At 61.3% G+C, this 10,210-nt stretch carries 11 protein-coding genes and 1 pseudogene; 8 read left to right on the top strand and 4 right to left on the bottom strand.

The features are described 5' to 3' along the window. Together D6877_RS19940 and D6877_RS19935 are read left to right on the top strand one after the other, a co-directional pair. Window positions 1-96: pseudogene (locus D6877_RS19940) on the top strand (cytochrome c oxidase assembly protein); the annotation flags it as partial. 25 nt (window positions 97-121) lie between these two features. Beyond that, window positions 122-1,009, top strand: a complete 888-nt coding sequence (locus D6877_RS19935; protein ID WP_130911867.1) for a cytochrome c oxidase subunit 3 — start codon at window positions 122-124, stop codon at window positions 1,007-1,009. Between the two features lie 90 nt (window positions 1,010-1,099). Here the strand turns inward: D6877_RS19935 and D6877_RS19930 are convergent, their stop codons facing one another. Next, window positions 1,100-1,303 (bottom strand): twin transmembrane helix small protein, encoded by a 204-nt coding sequence (locus tag D6877_RS19930; protein ID WP_130911866.1) that lies wholly within the window; start codon window positions 1,301-1,303, stop codon window positions 1,100-1,102. 70 nt (window positions 1,304-1,373) lie between these two features. Between D6877_RS19930 and D6877_RS19925 the strand changes: the two genes are divergently transcribed. From D6877_RS19925 to D6877_RS19905, 5 genes are read left to right on the top strand one after another with little or no spacing between them, the layout of a single operon-like run. Continuing rightward, window positions 1,374-2,114, top strand: a complete 741-nt coding sequence (locus D6877_RS19925; protein ID WP_130911865.1) for an SURF1 family protein — start codon at window positions 1,374-1,376, stop codon at window positions 2,112-2,114. Then, window positions 2,080-2,673: a hypothetical protein gene (locus D6877_RS19920; RefSeq protein ID WP_056791251.1), complete on the top strand. Its 594-nt coding sequence runs from the start codon at window positions 2,080-2,082 to the stop codon at window positions 2,671-2,673. The genes D6877_RS19925 and D6877_RS19920 overlap by 35 nt, the downstream gene beginning before the upstream one ends. A 10-nt stretch (window positions 2,674-2,683) precedes the next feature. Then, a complete protein-coding gene (locus D6877_RS19915; protein ID WP_130911864.1) occupies window positions 2,684-3,763 on the top strand; it encodes a COX15/CtaA family protein in 1,080 nt (359 codons plus the stop codon). Further along, complete coding sequence (gene cyoE, locus D6877_RS19910) at window positions 3,751-4,650, top strand: heme o synthase (protein WP_071173963.1); 900 nt, start codon at window positions 3,751-3,753, stop codon at window positions 4,648-4,650. The genes D6877_RS19915 and cyoE overlap by 13 nt, the downstream gene beginning before the upstream one ends. Beyond that, window positions 4,647-5,282, top strand: coding sequence for an SCO family protein (locus D6877_RS19905; RefSeq protein WP_130911863.1), 636 nt, complete (start codon window positions 4,647-4,649; stop codon window positions 5,280-5,282). The genes cyoE and D6877_RS19905 overlap by 4 nt, the downstream gene beginning before the upstream one ends. Window positions 5,283-5,535: 253 nt before the next feature. On the opposite strand, the gene D6877_RS19900 is transcribed toward D6877_RS19905, so the two are convergent. The 3 genes from D6877_RS19900 to D6877_RS19890 form a co-directional block, all read right to left on the bottom strand. Beyond that, the gene (locus D6877_RS19900; protein WP_130911862.1) at window positions 5,536-6,306 is read right to left on the bottom strand and encodes a MetQ/NlpA family ABC transporter substrate-binding protein; all 771 of its coding nucleotides are present in this window, start codon (window positions 6,304-6,306) and stop codon (window positions 5,536-5,538) included. Between the two features lie 65 nt (window positions 6,307-6,371). Continuing rightward, a complete protein-coding gene (locus D6877_RS19895; protein WP_016772337.1) occupies window positions 6,372-7,046 on the bottom strand; it encodes a methionine ABC transporter permease in 675 nt (224 codons plus the stop codon). Beyond that, window positions 7,046-8,053, bottom strand: a complete 1,008-nt coding sequence (locus tag D6877_RS19890; RefSeq protein WP_016772338.1) for a methionine ABC transporter ATP-binding protein — start codon at window positions 8,051-8,053, stop codon at window positions 7,046-7,048. The genes D6877_RS19895 and D6877_RS19890 overlap by 1 nt, the downstream gene beginning before the upstream one ends. Window positions 8,054-8,315: 262 nt before the next feature. Here D6877_RS19890 and katE point away from each other — a divergent pair. Further along, the coding region (gene katE, locus D6877_RS19885; RefSeq protein WP_130911861.1) for a catalase HPII at window positions 8,316-10,210 on the top strand (1,895 nt) is incomplete at its 3' end.

Here is a 10,210-nt window from a genome sequence, read left to right as displayed (position 1 = left end):
GACATGCCCAAGGAAGTGAAGCACCTGACGCTGTCCTACACGCTGTTCGATATCACCGCCCGACATCCGCCGGTGGCTGTTAACACTGGCGGTTGAGCGTGGCCGATAAGGAGAACAATAAATGGCAACTCATGAGCATTATTACGTCCCGGCCCAGAGCAAATGGCCGATCATCGCCACGCTCGGGATGCTCGTCACCGTCTACGGCCTCGCCACCTGGTTCAACGATCTCAAGGCCGCACGCCCGGATTCCCACGGCCCGCTGATCTTTTTCGTCGGCGGCCTGCTGCTGGCGTACATGTTGTTCGGCTGGTTCGGTGCGGTGATCAAGGAGAGTCGCGCGGGGTTGTACAGCCCACAACTGGACCGTTCGTTCCGCTGGGGCATGAGCTGGTTCATCTTTTCCGAGGTGATGTTCTTCGTCGCCTTCTTCGGCGCGCTGTTCTATATCCGCGTCGTGTCGGCACCGGGGCTGGCCGGCGAAGGCAGCAAGGGCCTGTCGGAAATGCTCTGGCCGAACTTCGAATATGTCTGGCCGTTGCTGAACAACCCCGACCCGAAACTGTTCCCACCGCCCAAGGATGTCATCAGCCCTTGGGGCCTGCCGCTGATCAACACGATCCTGCTGGTCAGTTCCAGCGTGACCATCACTATCGCCCACCATGCACTGAAGAAAGGCCATCGCGGCGCGCTGAAACTGTGGCTGGCGATCACCGTGCTGCTGGGCATCGCGTTCCTCGGCTTCCAGGCCGAGGAATACATCCACGCCTACAAAGAGCTGGGCCTGACCCTCGGCTCGGGCATCTACGGCGCGACGTTCTTCATGCTCACCGGGTTCCATGGCGCCCACGTGACCATCGGCACGATCATCCTGTTCGTGATGCTGATGCGCATCATGAAGGGCCACTTCGACAACGAGCACCAGTTCGGTTTCGAAGCGGCGAGCTGGTACTGGCACTTCGTCGACGTGGTGTGGATCGGCTTGTTCTTCTTCGTCTATGTGCTCTGAAAACAGCTGCAAGTGGCGAGCTGCAAGCTTCAAGTCAAAGCGGGATGGCCTCTAACTTGTAGCTTGCCGCTTGAAGCTTGCCGCTCGCGTCTACCACGGCGCATGGGACACCAACTGGCCGCTGTAGAAACCCCAGGCCATCAGGCCGACGGTGATCACGGCCAGTGCCACCCGAACACTCAAGGCGATGACCAGCCGATTGGAGCTGCTGTCGTCCTTGACCAGGAAAAACAGGCCGCTGAACAGGCTGACGACCGTGGCAATCAGCATCAGGACGATCGCTGCTTTGAACATGGCAAGACTCCGGGGGACAGGCGATGCACTTGAGTATAGCGATCGCGATGACTGACTTTATGGCGCGCCCATGAAGCGCTTTCGCCCGGGCGTGATCCCCACCGTAGTGGTCGCCCTGTTGCTGCCGCTGATGGTTGCGCTGGGCTTCTGGCAACTGGGCCGGGGCGCGGAGAAAACCGCGCTGCTGGCCAGTTATGCCGAACGTCGCGTGGCCGAACCGCTGGCCAGCGGTGAACTGCTTGGCAGCGCCGACCCGGCTTACCGCCGCGTGCGCCTGCACGGCCAGTTCGACCCCGCCCACACGCTGTTGCTGGACAACCGCCAGCGTGGCGGCAAGGTCGGTGTCGAATTGCTGCAACCGTTTCAGGATCACCGCAGCGGTCTGTGGCTGCTGGTCAATCGCGGCTGGCTGCCATGGCCCGATCGGCGTGTGCCGCCGCAGTTCACGACACCGGCCGAGGCGCTGACGCTCGACGCCTGGGTCTACGTCGCCCCCGGTGCAACGTTCCAGTTGCACGCCGATCCGGTCAGCAGTGTCTGGCCGCAGACCATCACCGCCGTCGAGCCGGGCAAATTGTGGCAAACCCTGGAGCGCGACGGTTTCGCCTTTGAGCTGCGCGCCGAACCCGGCCCGGCCAGCTACCAGACCGATTGGCCGGTGGTCGCGATGGGCCCGGAAAAACACCTCGGCTATGCCGTGCAATGGTTCGCCATGGCCACGGCGTTGCTCGGGCTCTACCTCTATTTCGGCTGGCACAACGCAAAGGAGAAACGCCATGGGAAGCGCCATGAATCCACCCAGCATGTCTGAGGCCAAACCCGTTCCCAGCCGCCGGCGCGGGCGCATTCAGTTGTTGCTGATCGTCCTTGGCGTGGTCGGGCCGATGCTGCTCGCCACCGGCATGTACAAATTGCAGTTCTGGGTGCCGGAAGGACGCAGCTATCACGGCGAGCTGATCGGTAACGGCCAGACTCGCGCCGACCTCGGCGTGCAGGCCGATGAGCAGCGCTGGCAGATTCTGGTCACGGCGCCAAAGGACTGCGCAGTCGATTGTCAGCAACTGGTTTATCTGGCCCGGCAGATCCAGATCAGCCTCGGCCGCGAAGCCGGGCGCGCCAGCCACGCCCTCGCCGCCGCGCAACCACTGAGCGCCGATTATGCCGCCAAACTCGACCGTGAATATCCGCAGCTGCAGCGCTATCCGCTGGATGCCGGGGTATTCGCCAGAACCACCGGCGACAAAGCCGTGCCGCAGCTGTGGATCGTCGACCCGCACGGCAATCTGGTGCTGCGTTACGAGCCGAATGTGAAGGGCAAGGATCTGCTCAACGACCTGCGGCATCTGCTGAAACTGTCGAACATCGGATAAGGGCATCGTCATGGCCAAACCTGGATTTCGCCTCGCGCTGTTTGCCACCCTGCTGGCACTGATTGTCGTGCTGCTCGGCGCCTATACGCGCCTGACCCACGCCGGCCTCGGCTGCCCGGACTGGCCAGGCTGCTACGGCTTTATCAGCGTGCCAAAAAGCGAGGCGCAACTGGCCCATGCCGAACTGCACTTCCCTGACGCGCCAGTGGAGGCGCACAAGGGCTGGAACGAGATGATCCACCGCTACTTCGCCGGCACCCTCGGCTCGCTGATTTCAGTTTTGGCCGGGCGCGCCTGGGTAAACCGGCGCCATCCGGGCCAGCCGGTGAAACTGCCGCTGTTTCTGCTGGCGGTGGTCATCGCCCAAGCGGCGTTCGGTATGTGGACGGTGACGCTCAAGCTCTGGCCGCAAGTGGTCACCGGGCATTTGCTCGGCGGCTTTGCCACGTTGAGTCTGCTGTTCCTGCTGACGCTGAGGTTGTCCGGCGTGCTGCCGGCGCTGACCGTACCCAAGCGCCTGCAATATTGGGCGACGGCGGGGCTGCTGCTGGTGATCGGCCAGATCGCCTTGGGCGGCTGGGTCAGTTCCAACTACGCAGCGGTGGCCTGCATCGACTTCCCCACCTGCCACGGCCAATGGCTGCCGCCGGCGGACTTCGCCAACGGCTTCCACCTGACCCAGCACATCGGCCCGAATTATCTCGGCGGACAACTCGATAGCGATGCGCGCACGGCGATTCACCTGACCCATCGCATCGGCGCTTTGCTGGTGACGGTCGTACTGCTCGGTCTGGCCTGGCAGTTGAAAGCGGTAGGCATGACCCGACTGGCCGGATTGCTGCTGATCGCCCTCGCCGCGCAGATCACCCTTGGCATCAGCAACGTGCTGTTTCATCTACCGCTACCAGTGGCCGTCGCGCATAACGCTGGCGGCGCGGCGCTGTTACTGACGCTGGTGCTGGTCAATTATCACGCGCGCACCAGCCTGTTGCGGGTGAACCAACCGGTGCTGGCGCGCTGGCGCTTGAGTGCGCACAAACCTGTCGTCGCGCCCATCGCATTGAAAGGAGAAACACCATGGCGAGTCTGATCGGCCAGCGTGCGGCGCAAGCGCTGTGGCGCGATTACCTGGAGCTGACCAAGCCGAAAGTCGTGGTGCTGATGCTGATCACCTCGCTGGTCGGCATGTTCCTCGCTACCCGCGCCGGCGTGCCGTGGACAGTGCTGGTGTTTGGCAATCTGGGCATTGCCTTGTGCGCCGGCGGCGCGGCGGCGGTCAATCATGTGGTCGATCGGCGCATCGATGCGGTAATGGCGCGCACGCACAAACGTCCGCTGGCCGAAGGCCGGGTCTCACCTGCGGCGGCGTTGACCTTCGCCCTGGTGCTGGCATTGCTCGGCCAGGCGCTGCTGCTGACGTTCACCAATCAATTGACCGCGTGGCTGACTCTCGCATCACTGCTGGGTTACGCGGTGGTCTACACCGGTTTTCTCAAGCGTGCGACGCCGCAGAACATCGTCATCGGCGGCCTCGCCGGTGCCGCGCCACCGCTGCTGGGCTGGACCGCCGCCACCGGCCATGTCAGCGCCGAACCGCTGTTGCTGGTGCTGATCATCTTCGCCTGGACCCCGCCGCACTTCTGGGCGCTGGCGATTCATCGCAAAGAGGAATACGCCAAGGCCGACATTCCGATGCTGCCGGTGACCCATGGCGAGCACTACACCAAAGTGCACATTCTGCTCTACACCTTTGCGTTGCTGGCGGTGAGTCTGCTGCCGTACGTGATTCACATGAGCGGCGTGCTGTATCTGGTCTGCGCGCTGGCGTTGGGCGCGAGGTTTCTGCAATGGGCCGTGGTGCTGTACCGTGGCACTCGGCCGCACGCGGCGATCAACACCTTCAAGTACTCTATTTATTACTTGTTCCTGTTGTTCATCGCCCTGCTCGTAGACCACTACTTACTGTTGAACCTATGACCCGAACCCAGAAAACCGTCTTCATCCTCGTCGCCGTGATCGCCTTGATCCTCGGGCTTACCGTCAACAAAGTGCTGAACAGCAAAGGCCAGGGCGACCCGACTGCGCTGATCGACGCCGGCATCATCCTGCTGCCGCAGAGCCGCAACCTGCCGGACGTGACCATGACCGATCAGGACGGCAAACCAGTTGCCATCGACGAGTTGAAAGGCAAATGGAGTCTGTTGTTCTTCGGCTACACCTTCTGCCCGGACATCTGCCCGACCACCCTGGCGCAACTGCGGCAGATCAAGAGTGAATTGCCGAAAGAGGCTGTGGATAAATTGCAGATCGTGCTGGTCAGCGTTGACCCCAACCGCGACACGCCGAAGCAGTTGAAGCAGTACCTGGGCTACTTCGATCCGCAGTTCATTGGCCTGACGCCTTCATCTATCGAGGAGCTGCAGAAGGTGGCGAACGCGGTGAGCATTCCGTTCATTCCCGCCGATACCAGCAAGCCGAACTACACCGTGGATCACAGCGGCAATCTCGCCGTGATCGGCCCGGACGGCACACAGCGCGGGTTTATTCGCGCGCCATTGAACAATGCCAAGCTGGTTGTGCAGTTGCCGGCGATGCTTGAGCGCAATTGACAGTTCAAAAGCTAAAAAGCCCCTCACCCTAACCCTCTCCCAGAGGGAGAGGGGACTGACCGAGGTGTTTATTCGAATTGCGCCGACCTGCAATTGTGAGTCGAACTCAGGCTCGAAAAGCTTGAAGGTCGGCCCCCTCTCCCTCGGGAGAGGGCTGGGGTGAGGGGAAGCTTCAAGGCAGGTCGCAAGCCAGGCACCAGACACAAAAAAGGGGACGCCATTGGCGTCCCCTTTTTCATTGCAGCAACCTGAATCAGAACGCCGGCAACACCGCGCCTTTGTACTTCTCGGTAATGAATTTCTTCACTTCCGGGCTGTGCAGCGCAGCCGCGAGTTTCTTCATCGCGTCGCTGTCCTTGTTGTCCGCGCGGGACACGAGGATGTTCACGTATGGCGAGTCGTTGCCTTCGATCACCAGCGCATCCTTGGACGGATCGAGCTTGGCTTCCAGCGCATAGTTGGTGTTGATCAGCGCCAGATCGACCTGGGTCAGCACGCGCGGGATGGTCGCGGCTTCCAGTTCACGGAACTTCAGGTCTTTCGGGTTTTGCTCGATGTCTTTGAGGGTCGACAGGATGTTTTTCGAATCCTTGAGCTTGATCACGCCAGCCTTGTCCAGCAGCAACAGCGCACGGCCGCCGTTGGTGGCGTCGTTCGGGATCACCACGTTGGCGCCGCCTGGCAGGTCTTTCAGATCCTTGAGCTTGCTCGAATAAGCGCCCAGCGGCTCCAAGTGCACGCCGGTCACGGCGACGAGGCTGGTGCCCTTGGCCTTGTTGAACTCATCGAGGTACGGCTGGTGCTGGAAGAAGTTGGCGTCCAGACGCTTTTCCGCGACCTGTACGTTCGGCTGGATGTAGTCGGTGAAGACCTTGACCTTCAGATCCACGCCTTCCTTGGCCAGGGCCGGTTTGACGAACTCGAGGATTTCCGCGTGCGGCACCGGGGTGGCGGCAACGGTCAGGGTCTCGGCGTGGGCCGAAAACGCAGCGACGGCGGCGAAAGCAGCGATCAGTTTTTTCATTCAGCTAACTCCTGTTCAGGGCGCCCGCCATCTTGGCCAGCGCCTCTCTAGATGATCGAAACCCGTTATTTGCGCGAGAAATGCACGACCAGACGGTCGCCAACCATTTGCAGCACTTGCACCAGAATCAACAGCAGCACCACGGTGACGATCATCACGTCGGTCTGGAAACGCTGGTAGCCGAATCGGATCGCCAGGTCGCCCAGACCACCGGCGCCGACCACACCGGCCATCGCTGTGTAGGACACCAGTGTAATCGCTGTCACCGTAATCGCTGCGAAGATGCCCGGACGGGCTTCCGGCAGCAAGGCGTTCATGATGATCTGCCGCGTGGTCGCGCCCATCGACTGGGTCGCTTCGATGATGCCGCGATCGACTTCGCGCAGCGCGGTTTCCACCAGACGCGCGAAGAACGGCGTAGCACCGACCACCAGCGGCGGGATCGCCCCGGCCACACCCAGCGAGGTGCCGGTGATCAGCACGGTGAACGGGATCATCACGATCAGCAGAATGATGAATGGCAGCGAACGCAAAATGTTCACCACCAGCGACAGCACGGCGTAGAGGCCACGGTTTTCCAGCAATTGACGCGGGCTGCAGAGAAACAGCAGCACCCCCAGCGGCAGGCCGAGCAGCACGGTGAACAGCAGCGAACCGCCGAGCATCAGCATGGTGTCGCCAGTCGCAAGCCAGATTTCGTACCAGTCGATATTGGCGAAGAAACTCATCAGGTCAGCCATTAGCGCAACACCTCCATGTGAACGTCAGCGGCGGTGAAGCGGGCAAACGCCGCCTCCATGTCGCCACCGGTGACAGCGAGGGTCAGTTGCCCGTACGGAATGTCTTTGATGCGGTCAATGCGACCGGCGAGGATGCTGTAGTCGACGCCGGTTTCCCGGGCGACGGTGCCGAGCAACGGCGCATAGGTCGCTTCGCCCTGGAAGGTCAGACGCACGATGCGCCCGGGCACGTGGGCGAAGTCGTCACGCTGCTCGCTCTCGTCAATCTGCTCGCTTTCCTGGACGAAACGCTTGGTGGTCGGGTGCTGCGGATGCAGGAACACATCGGCCACCGGACCCTGCTCGACGATCACGCCGGCGTCCATCACCGCGACCTGATCGCAGACGCGCCGGATCACGTCCATCTCGTGGGTGATCAGGACGATGGTCAGTTTCAGTTCGCGGTTGATTTCGGCCAGCAGTTGCAGGACCGATGCCGTGGTCTGCGGGTCGAGGGCGCTGGTGGCCTCGTCGCACAGCAGAATCTTCGGCTTGGTCGCCAGCGCACGGGCGATGCCGACGCGCTGCTTCTGACCGCCGGACAATTGCGCCGGATACTTTTTCGCGTGGTCGGATAAACCGACCCGCGCCAGCAACTCGGCCACGCGTTGGTTGATTTCGCTGCTCGACAACTCACCGGCCAGGGTCAGCGGCAAAGCGACGTTGTCCGCGACAGTCTTGGAGGCGAGCAGATTGAAGTGCTGGAAGATCATCCCGACCTGCTGGCGGAAACGGCGCAGGCCGTTGGCGTCCAGTGCAGTGACTTCTTCGCCGTCGACGATGATCTTGCCGCCACTGGAATCTTCCAGGCGATTGATCAGACGCAGCAGGGTACTTTTGCCCGCACCGGAATGGCCAATCAGGCCGAACACCTGACCGTTCTCGATGGCGAGACTGGTCGGGTGCAGCGCGGGAATATCCTTACCGGCAACGCGGTAAGTCTTGTGGACGTTTTGAAACTCGATCACGTAGCGAACCTTGTGGGGCGCGTTGGAAAAGGATCAGCGGTTAGCCGGGCGCGCATTTTAGCCTGTCCGTATAGAGGTTCTTAGCATTTATTTCGCAATTAACCTTCAATTTGGCAATAACGCGATCAAAGGTCAGATAAACGGAACGGCTGAAACGCTCATCAGTCACTACTTAAGCGACTTGAAACCCTGGGTGCCGTGCCCGGGAATCACTCAAGGGTCTGCGGAAGGCATCCGGGGCCAAACGAGGAGTTTACGTCTGATGAGCATCAAAAAGCCTGCACCCGATAAAAGCGAGATGGCCGGAACCGACACCCCGGATCGCGCCAACACCAACGCCAAGCTCGACAGCCTGGAAGAATTCCGTTCCGACGCCACCGGTCAGGCCCTGCGCACCAATCAGGGCGTGAAGATCGCGGACAACCAGAACACCCTCAAAGCCGGGCCGCGCGGGCCTTCGCTGCTGGAAGACTTCATCATGCGTGAAAAAATCACGCACTTTGACCATGAGCGCATTCCAGAGCGTATCGTCCATGCTCGCGGCACTGGCGCGCACGGTTTCTTTCAGACCTACGAGAACCATGCAGCGCTGACCAAGGCCGGTTTCCTACAGGATCCGGGCAAGAAAACCCCGGTGTTCGTGCGTTTTTCCACGGTGCAGGGGCCACGGGGTTCCGGCGACACAGTGCGTGACGTACGTGGCTTTGCGGTGAAGTTCTTTACCGACGAGGGCAACTTCGACCTGGTCGGCAACAACATGCCGGTGTTCTTCATTCAGGACGCGATCAAGTTTCCTGACTTCGTGCATGCGGTGAAACCCGAGCCGCACAACGAAATCCCTACCGGCGGCTCGGCTCACGACACATTCTGGGACTTCGTCTCGCTGGTGCCGGAATCGGCGCACATGGTGATCTGGGCGATGTCCGACCGGGCGATCCCGAAAAGCCTGCGCAGCATGCAGGGCTTCGGCGTACATACCTTCCGCCTGATCAACGCCGAGGGCAAATCGCGCTTCGTCAAATTCCACTGGCGCCCAACCGCCGGCACCTGCTCGCTGGTGTGGGACGAGGCGCAGAAGCTCGCCGGTAAAGACACCGACTACCACCGTCGCGACCTGTGGGAAGCGATCGAAATGGGCGACTACCCGGAGTGGGAACTGGGCGTACAGATCGTCGAAGAAGAGAACGAACACGACTTTGATTTCGACATTCTCGACCCGACCAAAATCATCCCCGAAGAAATCGTCCCGATTACGCCGCTGGGTAAAATGACCCTGAACCGCAACCCGGACAACTTCTTCGCCGAAACCGAGCAGGTCGCCTTCTGCCCTGGCCACATCGTGCCAGGCATCGACTTCTCCAATGACCCGTTGCTCCAAGGTCGGCTGTTTTCCTACACCGACACGCAGATCAGCCGACTCGGCGGGCCGAACTTCCATGAGCTGCCGATCAACCGTCCGGTGGCGCCGTTCCACAACGGCCAGCGTGACGCGCAGCACCGCACCACCATCGATAAGGGTCGTGCCTCGTACGAGCCAAACTCGATCGACGGCGGCTGGCCGAAAGAAACCCCGCCGGCGGCACAGGACGGTGGTTTCGAGAGCTACCCGGAGCGCATCGACGCAGCGAAGATCCGTCAGCGCAGCGAATCGTTCAGCGATCACTTCTCCCAGGCCCGCTTGTTCTTCAACAGCATGAGCGACCACGAGAAAGAGCACATCATCGCCGCCTACAGCTTCGAGCTGGGCAAGGTCGAGCGTGAGTTCATCCGTGCCCGTGAAGTGAACGAGATCCTCGCCAATATCGACCTGACCCTGGCCAAACGCGTGGCTGAAAACCTTGGTTTGCCGGCGCCAGCCAAAGGCACGGTCGAAGTGCGCAAGACCTCGCTGGAGCAATCGCCAGCGCTGAGCCAGGCCAACCTGCTGCCAGGCAATATCAAGACGCGCAAGGTGGCGATCCTTGCTGCCAATGGTGTTGACGCTGCAGCCATCGATGCGATGAAAAAAGCGCTGGAAGCCGAAGGCGCCCACGCGAAACTGCTCGGCCCGACCTCGGCGCCAGTGAAGACCGCTGATGGCAAGGCATTGCCGGTGGATGCGTCGATGGAAGGCATGCCGTCGATCGCTTTCGACGCGGTATTCGTGCCGGGTGGCGC

It is taken from the genome of Pseudomonas sp. Sample_9, from assembly GCF_004307535.1.
Taxonomy (GTDB): domain Bacteria; phylum Pseudomonadota; class Gammaproteobacteria; order Pseudomonadales; family Pseudomonadaceae; genus Aquipseudomonas; species Aquipseudomonas mercuritolerans.
The sequence above is the reverse complement of the archived record's forward strand: the minus strand, read 5'-3'. Positions and strand labels throughout refer to the sequence as shown.

Coding starts and splice junctions, on each gene's coding strand:
- cyoE (WP_071173963.1), top strand. CDS start 3,751: ATGGCGAGTCTGATCGGCCAGCGTGCGGCGCAAGCGCTGTGGCGCGAT.
- D6877_RS19930 (WP_130911866.1), bottom strand. CDS start 1,303: ATGTTCAAAGCAGCGATCGTCCTGATGCTGATTGCCACGGTCGTCAGC.
- D6877_RS19925 (WP_130911865.1), top strand. CDS start 1,374: ATGAAGCGCTTTCGCCCGGGCGTGATCCCCACCGTAGTGGTCGCCCTG.
- D6877_RS19915 (WP_130911864.1), top strand. CDS start 2,684: ATGGCCAAACCTGGATTTCGCCTCGCGCTGTTTGCCACCCTGCTGGCA.
- D6877_RS19895 (WP_016772337.1), bottom strand. CDS start 7,046: ATGGCTGACCTGATGAGTTTCTTCGCCAATATCGACTGGTACGAAATC.
- D6877_RS19905 (WP_130911863.1), top strand. CDS start 4,647: ATGACCCGAACCCAGAAAACCGTCTTCATCCTCGTCGCCGTGATCGCC.
- D6877_RS19935 (WP_130911867.1), top strand. CDS start 122: ATGGCAACTCATGAGCATTATTACGTCCCGGCCCAGAGCAAATGGCCG.
- D6877_RS19920 (WP_056791251.1), top strand. CDS start 2,080: ATGGGAAGCGCCATGAATCCACCCAGCATGTCTGAGGCCAAACCCGTT.
- D6877_RS19900 (WP_130911862.1), bottom strand. CDS start 6,306: ATGAAAAAACTGATCGCTGCTTTCGCCGCCGTCGCTGCGTTTTCGGCC.